Raw genomic sequence first — 15,942 nt, forward strand, 5'->3', positions numbered from 1 at the left:
GCATGTCAGTCGCCGCAGTCGAGGCGAGAAGCACCGCTGATCGGATCACGGCGCCGCTGCTCGCCATCAGTGACGCGATCGCCGCGCTCCTGCTTGCCGCCGATCTCGTGGTGGTCTGCGTCGCGGTGCTGGCCCGCTTCCTGTTCAACGCGCCGGTCGAATGGTCCGACGACGTCGCCCGCGGCCTGATGGTCGGGTCGAGCTTTTTCGGCGCGGCAAGCGCGCTCGCCCGCGCCGAAAATCTCGGCGTCGCCTTCTTCGTCAACATGCTGCCGCCGGGCATGCGGCGGGTGGTCGACGCGGTCGGTGCGCTGCTTGTCACCATCATTGCCGGCTATGTCGCGTTCAACGCCGTCAAGATGGGCTGGCTGACCACCGGTCAGACCTCCGGCTCCGGCCTGCCGCTGGAATGGACGTTCTATCCAATGGGCGTCGGCGCGGCGTTTATGACGATCTTCGCGTTCGAGACGTTCTGTGGCCGGCCGCTGCGCGACATGACGGTGGCCATCGTCGCGACTGCCGTCATCGTGGGTCTCTATCTCGCCTGGGATGCATTCGCACCATCGTCCGTACCGTCATCGCAAACGTTGATGCTGATCGGCTTCTTCCTCACGCTGTTCGGCGGACTGCCGATCGGCTTTGCGCTGGCGCTGGCGGCGCTGATCTTCATCTGGGTCGAGGGCACGCTGCCCGGCGTGATCTTCGCCCAGCAGATGGCGCGCGGCATCGACAATTTCGTGCTGCTGGCGATCCCGTTCTTCATCCTGGTCGGCTACCTGATGGAAGCCAACGGCATGTCGGTCCGGCTGATCGAGCTGCTGCAGCGCGCGGTCGGACGGATGCGCGGCGGGCTCAACGTCGTTATGGTGATGTCGATGGTGCTGTTCTCCGGCATCTCGGGCTCCAAGATGGCCGACGTTGCTGCGGTCGGCTCGGTGCTGATCCCGGCGGCGCGCCGCTCGCGGCAGAACCCGGGCGGAGCGGTGGCGCTGCTCGCCGCCTCCGCGGTCATGGCGGAGACCATTCCGCCTTGTATCAACCTCATCATCCTCGGCTTCGTCGCCAATCTGTCGATCGGCGGACTGTTCGTCGCCGGCATGTTGCCGGCCGCGCTGATGGCGCTGGCGCTGATCGCGGTGTCGATCATCTTCGGCAAGCGCCCCGCGGCGAACGTGGAAGCCGAGCCGCGCGTCGCGGTATCCGGGCTCTGGACCGGTGCGATCGCCTCGTTCGGGCTGATCTTCATGATCTTCTTCGGCTTCAAGAGCGGCTTTGCCACCGCGACCGAGATTTCCGCCTTCGCCGCGGTCTACGCCATCGCCGTCGGCAGCCTGCTGTTCCGCGAGCTCGGTGCGAGGAGTCTGGCGCATTGCTTCGTGCATGCGGCTGTTCGTTCGGGGCTGGTGCTGTTCATCGTCGCCGCGGCGCAGTCGCTGGCCTTCATCCTGACGCTGCAGCAGGTGCCGCATGCCGTCGGCGACCTCATGCTGGCGATCTCGGGCAGCCACGGCGTCTGGCTGTTCATGCTGCTGTCGATCCTGGTGCTGGTGGTGATGGGCTCGGTGCTCGAAGGCGCCGCGGCGCTGATCATTTTCGGCCCGCTGCTGCTGCCGGTTGCCGTCAAGCTCGGCATCGATCCGCTGCATTTCGGCGTCGTGCTTGTGATCGCGATGGGGCTCGGGCTCTTTGCTCCGCCACTCGGCCTTGGGCTCTACGGCGCCTGCCTGATCGGCAACGTGCCGATCGAGCAGACCATCAAGCCGATCGCGGGTTATCTCGGCCTGCTGTTGCTGTGCCTGCTGGTGATCGCCTTCGTGCCCGCCATCAGCACGGCCTTGCCGCATGCGCTCGGCTACTAGGGGGGTGGGATCGTGAAGGTGCTGCTTGCCCATACCCCGCAGATGCGCCGCGACTATTATGGCGAGCGCAGCCTGAACGGCCTGCGCGCGGTCGCCGACGTCAAGCTGCACGAGGGCGAGGACGCGCTCGATGCGGCGGCGCTGGTCGAGGCCGCGGCCGATGTCGACATCATCGTCGCCGACCGCATGACGCAGGGGCCGGGAGCGATTTTTCCGCAGCTGCCGAAGCTGCGCGCGTTCGTGCGCTGCGCGGTCGATATCCGCAACATCGACGTGGCTGCGGCCTCCGCCGCCGGCGTGCTGGTGACGCAGGCGAGCGCCGGCTTCGTCCAGTCGGTCGCCGAGCTCGCGCTCGGCTTCATGGTCGATCTGTCGCGCGGCGTCTCGCGCGCCACCGCGGATTATCACGCGGGCAGGGCGCCCGAGGTCGTGATGGGCCGCCAGCTTGCGGGAAGTACGATCGGCATCATCGGCTATGGCAGCATCGGGCGCTATCTTGCCGGGATCGCAAAAGTGCTCGGCATGAATGTGCTGGTCGCCGATCCCTTGCTGGCGCGCGCCGACTACGTTGTCTGTCTCGCGATCGCCAACGCGCAGACCGAGAACCTGATCGGGCAGGCCGCGCTGGCGCGGATGCCGAAGCACGCATTTTTCATCAACCTTTCGCGCGGAAACCTCGTCGACGAGGCGGCGCTGTCGGCCGCGCTGCGCGATGGCCGCATTGCGGGTGCCGCGATGGATGTCGGCCGCGCGCCGGACCAGATGCCGACGCCCGAGCTTGCGAAGCTGCACAATGTGATCGCAACGCCGCATGTCGGCGGCCTGACGCCGCAGGCGATCGAGCATCAATCGTCGGAGACGGTACGCCAGGTCGCGAAGATCGTCGCCGGCGAGATACCCGTCGGTGCGGTCAATGCCGGCTACTGGACGCGGCGGCCTCGGCCATGAAAGTTTGGCGAAGCCCAATGTCGACCGCGGGGCTGGACAAGAGCTTCGCATCCGGCCCAGACTTGGCCCCGCATAACCGCGGCCCCTGAGCGCGCGGACAATCAATGAACGGACGTCCCGCAACAAACGACGGGCGCCGAGAGGGAAACAGGGAGGCATCACATGGCTATTTCACGCCGTGACGTTTTGTTGGGCAGCGCCGGTGCTTTGGGCGCCGCATCATTTTCCTTCCCAGCGCCTGCCATCGCACAGTCGGAACCGATCAAGATCGGCTGTCTCGCGGCGATCACCGGCCCGAGCTCGGCTCCGACGGTCGGCTTCAATCGCGGCGTCAACTTCGCGGTCGACGCCATCAACGGCACCGGCGGGGTGAAGGGCCGCAAGATCGAGCTCGTGATGCGCGACACCCAGGGCGATCCGACCAAGGCGGTGAACGCGACGCAGGAGCTGATTAGCCAGGCCAAGGTGCACGCGATCTGGGGTCCGCTGAACTCGGGCGAGGCGCTGGCGACGACGCCGATCATGGCGCGCGCCAAGATGCCGGACCTGCATCCCTGCGTCGTCGAGACCCTGATCGACCCGGTCAAGTTCCCCAATGCGTTCCGCATCGCGCCGTCGAACAACCAATGGGACGATGCCGTGCGCAATTACTGTCTCAAGATCCTCAAGGTGAAGAAGGTCGCCGTGATCGGTGACACCACCGGCTATGGCGTCACCGCGGTCGGCGCTTCCGTCGCGGCGTTCAAGAAGGACGGCGCCGAGGTGGCCTATCAGGCCAATATCGACGCCACGCAGCCCGACATGACGCCGGACATGCTGCGCGCCAAGAATGCCGGCGCGGAAGCGATCGTGGTGTGGAGCGTCTCGACCGGCATGGAGGCGCGCATGTTCAACACCCGCGCCGCGATGAACTGGGACGTGCCCTTTGTCGGGCATCCCTCGATGGCGTCGGGCGAGCTTGCGAGCCTGGTCGCCAAGCCGGAGAACTGGAAGAAGGTCTACGCGATCGGCTACAAGAGCTGCAGCTATGACGGCGCCGGCAAGCTGCCGCCGAAGAGCGCGGACCTGGTCGCGCGCCTGACCAAGGCCAACATCGCGCTGAACGACACGCTGTTGTGGTGGGTCGCGGGCGGCATCGATTGCATCGAGCTGATCGCCAAGGCGGTCGCCGAAAGCGGCTCGACAGACAGCGCCGGCATCATCAAGTACTGGAACACGCTGTCGACCTATCCCGGCTATTTCGGCAATTACCGCTTCTCGCCGACCGAGCACAACGGCTATCTAACCGAAGAGATCGTGATGTCGGAAGCCTCTACCGCCAAGGACGGCACCTTCGCGCTGGCGCCGGGGTATGCATAGAAGGGCGAGGGCGCAGCCGATGCTGGCCTCGATCCTCGCATCCGGTCTCGCGGCGGGCGCGATCTACGCGCTCGTCGGCGTCACCTACAACACGATGTTCTCGACCTCGCGGGTGATGAGCTTCACCGCCGGCCAGCTGGCGATGCTGGGCGGCGTGTTTGGCTCGATGTTCACGCTGAAGCTCGGCCTGCCCATTGCCGTCGGCTTCGTGCTGACGCTGCTCTGCTGCGCGGTGATCGGAATCATCACGGAATTCGTCGCGGTGCGGCCGGTGCTCAAGAGCCTCGACCAGCATCTCTACGTGCTCTCGACCCTCGCGGTCGCGCTGATGATCCAGCAAATCACCGCGATCAAATGGGGCACGGAGCCGCAACCGTTCCCGCGCATCGCAGGATTCGGCGAGGGCGTCCTTGATGAGAAATTCTGGCTGCCGGTCCTCGCCTGCGCCGTCACCATTGTCGGCCTTGAATATCTCTACCGCCGCACCCTGGTCGGCCGCGCGTTCCTCGCCATCGCGGAGGACAATTTTGCGGCGCGGGCGCTCGGCCTGCCGGAGCGCAATCTGCGGGTCGCGAGCTACGCGCTCGCCGGCGTGGTCGGCGGCATCGCCGGGTTTTCCGGCGGGCAGTTGCTGCTCGCCTTCTTCGCCAACGGCGCGCTGCTCAACTTCTACGGCTTCGTGCCGGTGGCGCTGGGCGGGCTCGGCAATAACAGAGGCGCGATCATCGGCGGGCTGGCGCTCGGCCTGTTCCAGCAGGCGGCGAACTTCCTGGTCGGCGGCATCTTCTCCTCGGTCGCGGTGTTCACGCTGTTCATCGTGGTGCTGCTTGCCGCGCCGCAAGGGCTGTTCGGCGCCTCGACCGCGCGGAGGGTGTGATGACGTCGGTCGTGGCCACTCCGTCCCGAACCGACAGCGGCGTGTGGCGCGCCGCGCTGCCGCACGTCCTGCCCTTCCTCGGCATTCTGGTGGCGGCGGTGCTGCTGCCGTTCGTCAGCAACGATTACTGGGTGCTGATCGGCACCCGCATGGCGATCTACTGGGTGCTGGTGTCGGGCCTCAATCTGGTGGTCGGCTTTGCCGGTCACCTTGCGATCGGCTATGTCGCGCTGCTGACGCTCGGCGCCTACACGACGAGCGTGCTGGTTGCCGGCAACGTGATGCCGGCGATTCCGGTGTTCGTCGCCTTGCCGATCGCCGGCCTGATCGGCGCGATCTTCGGCGTGGTCGTCGGCCTGCCGGCCCTGCGCCTGCGCACCTTCTACTTCGCCATGTCGACGCTTGGCTTTGCCACCATCGTGACCCAGATCGCGCTGGCCTGGCAGAGCGTGACCGGCGGCGGCATTGGCATTGCAGGTCCGGAATTCCCGCCGCCGTTCAATACGCCGTGGGGCTTCTACGCCCTCTGCATCGCCTTCGCCGCGCTGACCACCTGGATGAGCGCCAATGTCGCGCGCAGCCGGTTCGGCCGCGCGCTGATCGCGGTGCGCGACGCCGAGGTCGCCGCTGAGGCCAGCGGCATCTCCAAGCCGAAAATGCTGATCGCGATCTTCCTGTTCGCCGGCGCGCTGGCGGCGATCGCCGGCGGATTGTTCGCGACCCTGCAGACCTACATCACGCCCGATGCGTTCACTTTCGATCTCTCGGTGCTGTTCTTCATCGCGATCCTGATCGGCGGCCGCGGCTCGATCCTCGGGCCCATGCTCGGCACCATCATCCTGACCATCCTGCCCGAGATCGCGGCGCCACTCGCGGCGTGGTCGACCTTCCTCTACGCGGTGCTGCTGCTCGTGATCGTGCTGGTGATGCCCGGTGGCATCGCGGCGCTGCTCGATTTCCGCAACCGCCGGCCGCTCGCCAGCAACCGCGCCATCGTTCCGCGTCCCGCTGCACTCGCCGACATCGTGCGCCGCAGGGACGGCGGCAAGACGCTGCAGCTGCGCGGCATCGCGCTGAGCTTCGGCAATGTGAAGGCGATCGATGGTCTCGATCTCGATATTGCGCCCGGCGCGATCCACGGGCTGATCGGACCGAACGGCAGCGGCAAGACCACGACGCTCAACGTGATCTCGGGCTATTATGCCGCCAAAGCCGGCACCATGACGCTTGGCGGCGAAGTCCTGGCCGCGGGCCAGCCGGTCAAGCGCGCCGCGTGCGGCATCGCACGCACCTTCCAGACGCCGCGCGTGATCGGCGAAGCCTCGGTGCTGGAGAACGTCATGATCGGCGGCTCGATCGAGGGCCGGGCCAATTTCGTCGAGGCGATGCTCGCACTGCCGCGCAACGGCGCCGACGAGCGTCTGCTCGCGGCAAAGGCGCACGCGCTGCTCGGCGTCGTCGGCCTCGAGGCGCTCGCCGACATACGCGCCGATCGCCTGCAGCACAGCGAATTGCGCTTCATCGAGATCGCGCGGGCGCTGATGCTCGATCCGGACTTCCTGCTGCTCGATGAGCCCGCCGCGGGTCTCTCCAATGACGAGATCGAGCGGCTCGCCAGCCTGATCAAGGCGGTCTGCGGCCGCGGTACCGGTGTGCTGCTGGTCGAGCACCATGCCGATCTGATCTTCGATATCTGCCACCAGGTCACCGTGCTCAATCTGGGCCGGACGCTGGCGGCGGGAACCCCGGCGGAGATCCGCATCCACAAGGAGGTCGTCAGTGCCTATCTCGGCGGCTGAACCGTTGCTCGCGGTCAATGGGCTGCAGTCCGGCTACGGCAAGATCCGTGTGCTGCACGGTATCGACATCAGGATTGCCACCGGCGAGGTCGTGGCGCTGCTCGGGCCCAACGGTGCCGGCAAGACCACGCTGCTGCGCGCGATGTCCGGACTGTTGCCCGTCACTGCCGGACAGGTCCGGTTCGGCGACCGCGACATGACCAACGCCACGCCGCGCGATGCCGCGCGTGCCGGGCTGGTGCATGTGATCGAGGGACATCGCGTGTTCACGCAGATCTCGGTGACCGACAATTTGCTGCTCGCCGGCTATGACCTGCCGCGCGCCGAGCGCGCCGGGCGCATCGAGGAGGCATTGGCGTTCTTTCCCGAAATCGCCGAGAAGCGGCATGAACGCGGCGGCGCGCTGTCGGGCGGGCAGCAGCAGATGCTGACGGTGGCGCAGGGCCTGGTTCGCCGGCCGCGGTTGTTGATGCTCGACGAGCCGTCCGCGGGACTGTCGCCGGTGCTGGTCGATCGCGTCCTCAACGTCATCGGCCGGCTGCGCGAGCAGGGTACCTCCGTGCTGCTGGTTGAGCAGCTCTTGGAGAAGGCACTCGCCTGTGCCGATCGCGTCTACGCGCTGGTGCAGGGTGCGATCGCGCTGGAGGCGCCGACTGGAGAGAGCGACCTCGCGCATCGGCTCGAGCGCGCCTATTTCGGCCATGAGAGCCACGCGTTGCAGACCTAGCCAATGCAACCTGTGTGCTCGACGCCAACGGCCACGCAACTTGTGATCGGATGCGGCGTCGACTGCCGTTGTGGCGCAATCTGCACGTGCGTCATAAAATGGCACGACAGGTGCAGGCGGCTTTGCTAAGCTTCACAGCGATGCCCGATTGTGGATATTTGTCGCGTTGTTTTTAAGACTTGTTGCGGTTGCCTGCGTCTGCAGCTCTCTTCAAGAGGCCTACGATGCAATGTTTGCGTTGCGGTTGTCAGAACAGGGCGACCAATGAGTATTGCGAAGGGTGCGGGGCCTCTCTCGGAATTACGTGTGAAGCTTGCGGCCACCTGAACGGATCAAGCAGCCGCTTTTGCGGAAAGTGCGGCGCTGCGTTGGCGACGGCGATTGACGCGACCCGGGTTCAGCCGTCGCACGAGCATGCGCTGAGGAGCCTGCATGCCAAGGGTGGGGAGCGGAAGCGCCTCACGATCCTTTTCGCTGATATCAGCAACTCGACGGGCATCATCGATAGCCTCGGAGATCCCGAGCTGGGCATGCGCCGCTTGCAGCCGGTGCTCGACCTGATGAACGAGGCGGTTCACCGCTACGGCGGCGTCGTCAACAAGGCCCAGGGCGACGGCGTCATGGCGATGTTCGGCGCCCCGCAGCCTCATGAGGATCACGCCGTTCGGGGCTGTCTCGCGGCGTTGGCGATGCAGGATGACGTCAAGCGGCTGCATGACGTCGATATGCAAATCCGCGTCGGCGTCCACACCGGTGAGGTCGTCTTCCAGGCCATCGAGCACGGCATCTATCAAACCTATGACGCCGCGGGCGCGAACGTGCACCTCGCCAGTCGACTGGAGCACCTTGCCGAGCCCGGCACCATTCTGGTCTCGAGGGAAACCTACGCTGTCGCGAAGCAGTTCGTGGAGGTGGAGTCGCTTGGCGAGCAGGCCATTCGGGGGCTCGCGGCTCCCGTCGAGGTGCTCAGGCTGAGGGGCCTTCAGCATGCGCCGTCGAGCGGTGTGTTCCGGACCGGACGACGGTTGAGTCCCTTGACCGGCCGCGCCGACGAGTTTGCGGCGCTGACAGCTGAACTCGAGAACACCCGCGAGGGAGATGGCCGGGTGATCGGTGTCGTTGGCGAAGCCGGCATTGGAAAGAGTCGCCTTTGCTTCGAATTTGCCGAGAGTTGTCGCAGCAAGGGCATCCGCGTCTTCGAGGCGCGTGTGCTCGCGCACGGCCGCGCAACGCCGTTTCAGCCGGTGCTGGCGCTGCTTCGGGATATTTTCGGCCTTCGCATCAAGGAGGAAGCGCCGGACGTTTTGCGCCGCCGTGTCTTCGACCGCTTGGCGGCAATGCCGGTCTCCGATCATCTGGCACCCGTGCTGCTGGAATTCCTCGGTCTGGCGGACCCGCGCCAGCCCGCGCCGAAACTGGATCCCAAGGCCCGCAAGGCCCAATTGCTCGATTTCGTCGGCGAACTGGTACGCGCCGCACCTCGTGACAATGTGACGGTCGTCCTGATCGACGATCTGCACTGGATCGATCCGGCGAGCGAGGAGTTCGTCGAGGCCCTTGCCGACGCCGTGGTCGGAACCACGACGATGCTGCTGGTCAATTTCAGGGCCGGATTGAGCGCGCCGCTGATGCAGCGGTCGCATTACCGGCAGATCAATATGGCTCCGCTTGGGCCCGCGGAGGCGCAATCGATCTTGCGCGATCATTTTGGTACCGACCCGTCGCTGGCGCTGTTGAGCCGGAACATCGTCGAGCGCGCGCACGGCAATCCGTTCTTCCTGGAAGAGCTCATGAGCGCCCTCGTCGAGCGCGGCGACTTCGAGGGCGCGAAGGGCGCGTACCGGCTGAAGGGCGGCATCGACACAATTCCGCTTCCGACGACCGTGCAGGCCGTGGTCGCGGCGCGCATCGATCGCCTCGACGAACACGCCAAAAGAGCCCTCGAGGTCGCTTCGGTTGCCGGGCGCGAGATTTCGTTGTCGGTACTCGATGCCGTTGCCGGTCTGGCGAAGGCCGAGCTGCTGGAAGCCGTGGGACATTTGCGACGCGCCGAATTGCTCTACGACGTACCTCCCTTCGAGCAGCGGCTGATCGCGTTTCGTCATCCGCTGATCCAGGAAGTCGCTTATTTGTCGCTGTTGCACGAACGGCGCCGCGAGCTTCACGCGGCCGTCGCGCAGGCGATCGAGAAGCTGTTCAAGGATCGCGCCGAGGAACGGGCGTCGCTTCTCGCCTACCACTGGGAGCATGCCGGCGAACATTTGAAGGCGGCGCAGCAGCACATGCGTGCGGCGGTTTGGGTCGGCGCGAACGATCCCAGTCAGGCCTTGCGAAGCTGGAAGAAGGTGCGTGAACTGCTGACGCACCAGCCCCCGTCGCAAATGACCGACTATCTGAAGATGATGGCGTGTGGCCAGATCGTGAATTTCGGCTGGCGCGAGGGAATTTCCGCCGCCGATGCGCAGGTCTATTTCGAGGAAGCCCGCGGCCTCGCGCTCGCGATGGGGGACCTGCGCGCCAACACGCTGATTCACGCTGCCTACGGCCGGATTTTGGCGAACGGCGGCTCGGCCGACGAATATGTCGAGCGGGTGCTGGAAGCCAAGGCGCTTGCCGACACCGGCACCGACACCAGTGTCCAGGTCACGCTGAAGGCCATTCTCTGCCACGCTCTCCGGCTCTCGGGACGGATGTCGGAGGCGCTGCAGATGAACATGGAGGCGGCCGCGCGCGCCTCGGAGATCGTGAAGTCGGACCGGGAGACGCTTGGATTCGACGTCGAGGTCTGGTTGACCGCCATGCGCGGGCAGACGCTCGTGATGCTGGGGCGCGGGTCCGAGGCCCGGCCGCTGCTCGATCGCGTGCTGCAACTGGATGGCAGCCAGGTCGATGCCATTCACTATGTCATTCCGAGCCTCGCCTATGTCGACCTCGCCTGGTCCGAAGGCGACGTCGGACTGGCCCAGCACCACGCCGATCGCGCCTTCTCGCTCGCGGTCAAGAGCGGCAATCCGTATTTGCGCGTCTACGCTCAGGCCAGCCGCGGCCTGTCCCATATGGTGGCAGGTCGGATCACATCATCGATCGAGGACCTGACGGCCGCGCTCGACTTCGCGCGAACCCGCAAGGCCGGCCTCGAAAACGAAGCACGGATTCTCGCCGATCTGGCGAACGCGTATCGGCAGAAGGGAGATGCGGCGGCGGCGTTGTCCGCCGTCGACGAGGCGATTGCGGTTGCGGTTAAGCGGCACGCGCGCATTCCGGAATGCCTTGCCCGATCGGTTCGCGCCGATCTGCTGTTGCGCTCCGGGCGCGGCGATGAGGCCGAGGAGGGCACGAAGGAACTGGATCGCGCGACCGCGCTGCTTCACGAGACCGGCGCAATGATCTTCGCGCCCTTTGTCGGTGGCGCGGGAAAGACGGTCAAAGCTAGTCGAAGTTCGAACGAAGCCAATAATATTTGAGTTGCGAGCGAAAATTGTTCTGATCCCATTCGGATGATCTCATGTTGTTCGCGAACATGACGGGTGAACCGGTCGGCAAAGGAAGCGCCCGCACGCGCAGGGACGCGCTCCTTTGCGACATCCTGGCCGATTTCAGGCGTGCGTTTTCCGATCTGCTTTTCGAGCTCGACGAAGGCAGCGCAACCGTCAATGCTCAGGCCTTCATTCGTGGCAACGACCGCGTCGTGCGGATCTATGGCGGACTGGCTTACCACGCGGCGATGAACGCCGATGGCCTGGTTTTCGCTCTGCTTCACGAGGTCGGACACCATCTATCGAAAGGCGGCCGGCTCGCCGCCAATTCCGAGCTCGGTTGCGAGTGCGCGGCGGACCGCTGGATTCTCGCCAAGGGCGCAGCCCGGCTACGCAAGCAGACCGGGCGCACGCTCTCGATTGAGCGCGCGGTATCGAGCATCGAGCAATTGACTGCGCTTGCCGCCTGCGGCCTGGGAGCTCGCAAGCGCGGTCCAAGCGTGTGCTGGGCCGATCATTGGCCGAGGCGCAAACATGTACTGGTTCGACCGGAAGCCGCGCCGGCAATTCCGCGGTGCTATCTGTCCAGGTTTTTACGACTGAATCAAATTGCACAAAGGGAGACGACAAATGGGTGCGCTACTTCCCGTCGGCAGCGGTCCCGACGCTGAAATCGTGGATAGGCTGAATGAGCTCTTCAGCGGCAAGGATCTGGCTACTCTTCGCAAGCACAACAAGAAGGAAAAGCTGTTTGATCCGAGCCACAGGTTGCGGCGCGTGGCGTTCCGCATCGGTGCCTATCCGAGCAAGGATTACGGGAAGGATGATGCCAAGCGGAAATGGTTCTTCTTTCTCCATCATGTGCTGCCTCAGGAGACGCAGGAGGCGATCAAGAAGATCCTGGGCGACGCGATGACCCGAACCGCGATCAAGGCGGTGAAGTTCTCGGTCGAGGAAAACAGCGTGGTGACCCATCCGCATCTGTTTCCGAGCAACAACGAGCCGCTCGCGAACTATCTGAATGGGGCCGGCACCGCCTATCTTGTCCATCTGGTCGTGCAAGGGCCGATGGATGACAGCGCCGAAGATCCGCCAGGCGACAACGACCCGGACAGCGGTGAACAGCCGATCGCCTGGCCCGAGCTTTCGCTCCGCAGGCCAACGTTCAGGCGCGCCAAATCAGGCGGCGGGAAGGGCGCCGGCAAGAAGAAAGCCGTCAGCAAGAAGAAGGCAGCCAAAAAGGCGGCCAAGCGTCCGCGCAAGCGTTGACGACGCGGTCACGGCGGTTGATTGTGGCGGCAAGGGTCGACGGATGCGTCGGCCCTTCTGTCTCCAGGTCGTCCTGAATCTGGCTGGTGGCAGCGCCTGCTGCCGGCTGCCCAAGTGTCCGCTACGGCGCCGGTCCAGCCTGTTCCGTTGCGGATGGAATGCTGCGTCCGATGCGACTTCCCTTTTTCTACGGCTGGATCATCGTCGCGGTGACCTTCGTCACCATGGCGATCGGCGTCAACGCGCGTACGGCGTTCTCGCTGTTCTATCCGCCGATCATCTCGGAATTCGGCTGGGAGCGCGGCATCACGGCGGGCGCCTTCTCGTTCGGCTTTGTCGCCTCGGCGATCGCAAGTCCGCTGATCGGCCGGTTGATGGACCGCGGCGGTCCGCGCGCGGTGATGGAGCTTGGCGTGCTCTTGATGGGTTCGGGTCTGCTGCTGGCGCCGCTGACCACGCAGCCCTGGCACCTCTATCTCACGATCGGCGTGCTGGTCGGCGCTGGCAGCGTCTGCCTCGGCTATTCCGGACAATCGTTGTTCGTGCCGAACTGGTTCCTCCGCCGCCGCGGACTTGCGATCGGGCTTGCCTTCGCCGGCGTCGGTATCGGCTCGGTGACGCTGCTGCCGTGGGTGCAGCACATGATCGAGCACACCGGCTGGCGCACCGCCTGCACCGCAATGGGGATCGTGGTGCTGGTCGTGCTCGCGCCGATCAATCTCTTGCTGCACAAGCGGCCGGAGGACATCGGCCTGCAGCCCGACGGCGATGCTGCGCCGACGGCGACGTCAGCCAGGCCGGCATCGAATATCGTCGACCCCGTGTGGGCCGGCACCGACTGGACGCTGTCGCGTGCGCTGCGCACCGCGCGGTTCTGGTGGATCGCGATCGGTTATTTCTGCGGCCTGTACATCTGGTACGCGGTGCAGGTGCATCAGACCAAATTCCTGCTCGACATCGGCTTCAGCTCCAATGTCGGGGTCTGGGCGCTTGGGGTCGTCAGCCTGCTCGGCATTCCCGGCCAGATCTGGCTCGGGCATCTCTCCGATCGGATCGGCCGGGAATGGGTGTGGGCGATCTCCTGCTTCGGCTTCGTGATCTGCTTCGCCGCGCTCGCCGCCTTGAAATACTGGCCCAACATGACGCTGATCTATCTCATGGTCTTCACCCAGGGCGCGCTCGGCTACGGCCTGACATCCGTGATGGGCCCGGTCGTGCTGGAGATCTTCCAGGGCAAGCATTACGGCAGCATCTTCGGCACCGTGATGCTGGCTGCGCTCGCCGGCGGTGCTGCGGGCCCCTGGATCACCGGCCAGCTCTATGATCTCTCGGGCAGCTATACCAGCGCCTTCCTGCTTGGGATCGCCTTCAGCCTGCTGTCGGCGTTTGCGATCTGGCAGGCCTCGCCCCGCAAGGTCCGCGCCGTCGCCGGACAGGTGCACAAGGTCGCAAGCGCGTCCTGACACGTCAGGCCGCCGAAACGCCGATGGCGCGCTGCAGGTCGGTGATCGCGCGCAGGCAGCTGTCGGCGGGGGTGGTTTCCGGATCGATCAGGCGGTGCAGGCGGAAACCATCTTCCAGCGCCAGCACGATCGCTCCGGTCCAATCCGGATCGAGTCTGCCGTTCCGGCCGCTGTTCTTCTGCGCAGTCGTGACAATGTCGGCGATCAGCTTGCGCCGCGCGCGCAGACGCTTGGCGAGCTCGGGCCGGCGCTTCTCGGCGCGCGCCACGAACAGGATCATCTCCATGTGCAGGAGAGGGGAGCGGCCGAGTGGATCCTGCCGGCTGCGATCCATGGTGCGCAGCGCCTCGAGGAAGTCGGCCAGGTTGCTGTGCCGGGCGAGCAAGTCGAGATTGCGCCGGATCGATTGCTCGACGTGATCCTCGAGCATCGCGAAGATCAGCTCGTCCTTGCTCTTGAAGTTCGAATAGAAGGCGCCGCGGGAGAAGCCCGCCGCGGCCGCGATCGCCTCGATGCTGGCGCCGCCGATGCCCTGTTCCTCGAACACCCGCGCCGCAGCCTCGAACAGCTTCTCGCAGGTGTCGTCCCGTGTCGGTCTGGTTCGAACCCTTGACATCGGCGCATTTTAGGGCAGAATGCAACTCGATACAAGAGTGTATCGAGTTGCATTCGACAGAACCAGAACAGCCGCATCCGTGATGATGCGGTCTTGAGGATGACACCAGGGCACGCCAGGCTTTAAGGCCCAGGCGTAGCGTGCGAACGAGGTCACCATGAACGAGCAAGTTCAGCCGGCGAGCGGCGAGCCGCTTTTCAATCCACTGGCGCCTGAATTCATTCGCAATCCCTATCCGTATTACGAGCGGCTGCGCCGCCTCGATCCGATGCATGTCAATGTGCACGGCGCTTTCGTCGCCAGCCGGCACGCCGAGGCGAGCCTCGTGCTGCGCGACAAGCGGTTCGGCAAGGATTTTGCGGAGCGCTCGATCCGCCGCTACGGTCCGAAGATCATGGAGGAGCCGGTCTTCCGCAGCATGAGCCACTGGATGCTGCAGCAGGATCCGCCCGACCACACCCGTCTGCGCGGCCTTGTCGTCAAGGCCTTCACCGCGCGGCGAGTCGAGGACATGCGGCCGCGCATCCAGCACGTCGTCGACGAGACGCTGGATCGCATCATTCCGCAAGGCAAGATGGACCTGATCGAGGATTTCGCGTTCCGCCTGCCGGTCACCATCATCTGCGACATGCTCGGCATCCCCGAGGAACACCGCGAGGCCTTCTACAACGGTTCGCGCGATGGCGGCCGCATCCTCGAGCCGGTGCCGCTGACCCCCGAGGAAATCAAGCAGGGCAACGCCGCCAATGCGATGGCGGCGATGTATTTCCATCAGCTGTTCGAGCTGCGCCGCAAGCAACCCGGCGACGACCTCACCACCCAGCTGGTGCAGGCCGAAGAGGACGGCCAGAAGCTCACCAACGAGGAACTGACCGGCAACATCATCCTGCTGTTCGGCGCCGGCCACGAGACAACCGTGAACCTGATCGGCAACGGCCTGCTGGCGTTGTTCCGCAACCCGGACCAACTTGCGCTGCTGAAGGCCAATCCCGGCCTGATCACCAATGCGATCGAGGAGTTCCTGCGTTACGATTCCTCGGTGCAGCTGACCGGCCGTGTCGCGCTGGAGGATATCGACGATCTCGGCGGCAAGCGCATCCCGAAGGGCGAGAGCGTGCTGTGCCTCCTGGGCTCGGCCAATCACGACGAGGCTGTCTACCCCGACCACCCCGAAAGGCTCGACATCCGGCGGCCGAACGTCAAGCCGCTGTCGTTCGGCGGCGGCATCCATTTCTGCCTCGGCGCCCAGCTGGCGCGGATCGAGGCCGAGATCGCGATCTCGACACTGCTGCGCCGGATTCCCGACCTGCGGCTCGATGACGCGGAAAATCCGGAGTGGCGGCCGACCTTCGTGCTGCGCGGGCTGAAGCGGCTGCCGGCGAGCTGGTGACGTTCCCGCAGGTCAGCGATCCGCGGCGGGGCCGGCACACGCACGCTTGAACGGGAAATCAACCATCTGTCCAGAGTCCCAGCAGTAAACCGGCTGTGACTTCGCCGTACTTGTCTCTATATTTGGGTTGCTCCGGCCAGAGGTTGGCAAAGGGTTCAG

General features: G+C 65.3%; 12 protein-coding genes. 11 read left to right on the forward strand and 1 reads right to left on the reverse strand.

Annotated features, from left to right (window positions below; translation table 11 throughout):
- Positions 1 to 2: 2 nt before the first annotated feature.
- The 10 genes from ACVWZM_RS32165 (at position 3) to ACVWZM_RS32210 (ending at position 13,777) form a co-directional block, all read left to right on the forward strand.
- Positions 3 to 1,859 (forward strand): TRAP transporter large permease, encoded by a 1,857-nt coding sequence (locus ACVWZM_RS32165; RefSeq protein WP_168858424.1) that lies wholly within the window; start codon positions 3 to 5, stop codon positions 1,857 to 1,859.
- Between the two features lie 12 nt (positions 1,860 to 1,871).
- Positions 1,872 to 2,807 (forward strand): NAD(P)-dependent oxidoreductase, encoded by a 936-nt coding sequence (locus tag ACVWZM_RS32170; protein WP_456855571.1) that lies wholly within the window; start codon positions 1,872 to 1,874, stop codon positions 2,805 to 2,807.
- Positions 2,808 to 2,969: 162 nt separating this feature from the next.
- Entirely contained in the window at positions 2,970 to 4,166 is a 1,197-nt protein-coding gene (locus tag ACVWZM_RS32175) for an ABC transporter substrate-binding protein (protein ID WP_456855572.1), read from the forward strand.
- Positions 4,167 to 4,185: 19 nt separating this feature from the next.
- Complete coding sequence (locus tag ACVWZM_RS32180; protein WP_050385417.1) at positions 4,186 to 5,043, forward strand: branched-chain amino acid ABC transporter permease; 858 nt, start codon at positions 4,186 to 4,188, stop codon at positions 5,041 to 5,043.
- Complete coding sequence (locus ACVWZM_RS32185; protein ID WP_168857180.1) at positions 5,043 to 6,842, forward strand: branched-chain amino acid ABC transporter ATP-binding protein/permease; 1,800 nt, start codon at positions 5,043 to 5,045, stop codon at positions 6,840 to 6,842. The genes ACVWZM_RS32180 and ACVWZM_RS32185 overlap by 1 nt, the downstream gene beginning before the upstream one ends.
- Positions 6,823 to 7,569 carry an ABC transporter ATP-binding protein gene (locus ACVWZM_RS32190; RefSeq protein WP_456855573.1) on the forward strand — a complete coding sequence of 249 codons (747 nt, stop codon included), beginning with the start codon at positions 6,823 to 6,825 and terminating at the stop codon, positions 7,567 to 7,569. The genes ACVWZM_RS32185 and ACVWZM_RS32190 overlap by 20 nt, the downstream gene beginning before the upstream one ends.
- 224 nt (positions 7,570 to 7,793) lie before the next feature.
- Positions 7,794 to 11,033 (forward strand): AAA family ATPase, encoded by a 3,240-nt coding sequence (locus ACVWZM_RS32195; protein WP_456855574.1) that lies wholly within the window; start codon positions 7,794 to 7,796, stop codon positions 11,031 to 11,033.
- A 41-nt stretch (positions 11,034 to 11,074) separates the two neighbouring features.
- A complete protein-coding gene (locus ACVWZM_RS32200) occupies positions 11,075 to 11,716 on the forward strand; it encodes a hypothetical protein (protein WP_456855575.1) in 642 nt (213 codons plus the stop codon).
- A gap of 4 nt (positions 11,717 to 11,720) precedes the next feature.
- Positions 11,721 to 12,314, forward strand: coding sequence for a hypothetical protein (locus ACVWZM_RS32205; protein WP_229190161.1), 594 nt, complete (start codon positions 11,721 to 11,723; stop codon positions 12,312 to 12,314).
- 170 nt (positions 12,315 to 12,484) lie between these two features.
- The gene (locus tag ACVWZM_RS32210) at positions 12,485 to 13,777 is read left to right on the forward strand and encodes an MFS transporter (RefSeq protein WP_156436024.1); all 1,293 of its coding nucleotides are present in this window, start codon (positions 12,485 to 12,487) and stop codon (positions 13,775 to 13,777) included.
- 4 nt (positions 13,778 to 13,781) lie between these two features.
- Here the strand turns inward: ACVWZM_RS32210 and ACVWZM_RS32215 are convergent, their stop codons facing one another.
- Positions 13,782 to 14,393 (reverse strand): TetR/AcrR family transcriptional regulator, encoded by a 612-nt coding sequence (locus tag ACVWZM_RS32215; protein WP_168857176.1) that lies wholly within the window; start codon positions 14,391 to 14,393, stop codon positions 13,782 to 13,784.
- 157 nt (positions 14,394 to 14,550) lie between these two features.
- Between ACVWZM_RS32215 and ACVWZM_RS32220 the strand changes: the two genes are divergently transcribed.
- Positions 14,551 to 15,783 carry a cytochrome P450 gene (locus ACVWZM_RS32220; RefSeq protein WP_028332498.1) on the forward strand — a complete coding sequence of 411 codons (1,233 nt, stop codon included), beginning with the start codon at positions 14,551 to 14,553 and terminating at the stop codon, positions 15,781 to 15,783.
- The last annotated feature ends 159 nt before the right edge of the window (positions 15,784 to 15,942 follow it).

The sequence above is a fragment of the Bradyrhizobium sp. USDA 4501 genome (genome assembly GCF_054062115.1).

Coding starts and splice junctions, on each gene's coding strand:
- ACVWZM_RS32165 (WP_168858424.1), top strand. CDS start 3: ATGTCAGTCGCCGCAGTCGAGGCGAGAAGCACCGCTGATCGGATCACG.
- ACVWZM_RS32175 (WP_456855572.1), top strand. CDS start 2,970: ATGGCTATTTCACGCCGTGACGTTTTGTTGGGCAGCGCCGGTGCTTTG.
- ACVWZM_RS32180 (WP_050385417.1), top strand. CDS start 4,186: ATGCTGGCCTCGATCCTCGCATCCGGTCTCGCGGCGGGCGCGATCTAC.
- ACVWZM_RS32185 (WP_168857180.1), top strand. CDS start 5,043: ATGACGTCGGTCGTGGCCACTCCGTCCCGAACCGACAGCGGCGTGTGG.
- ACVWZM_RS32195 (WP_456855574.1), top strand. CDS start 7,794: ATGCAATGTTTGCGTTGCGGTTGTCAGAACAGGGCGACCAATGAGTAT.
- ACVWZM_RS32200 (WP_456855575.1), top strand. CDS start 11,075: ATGTTGTTCGCGAACATGACGGGTGAACCGGTCGGCAAAGGAAGCGCC.
- ACVWZM_RS32210 (WP_156436024.1), top strand. CDS start 12,485: ATGCGACTTCCCTTTTTCTACGGCTGGATCATCGTCGCGGTGACCTTC.
- ACVWZM_RS32215 (WP_168857176.1), bottom strand. CDS start 14,393: ATGTCAAGGGTTCGAACCAGACCGACACGGGACGACACCTGCGAGAAG.
- ACVWZM_RS32220 (WP_028332498.1), top strand. CDS start 14,551: ATGAACGAGCAAGTTCAGCCGGCGAGCGGCGAGCCGCTTTTCAATCCA.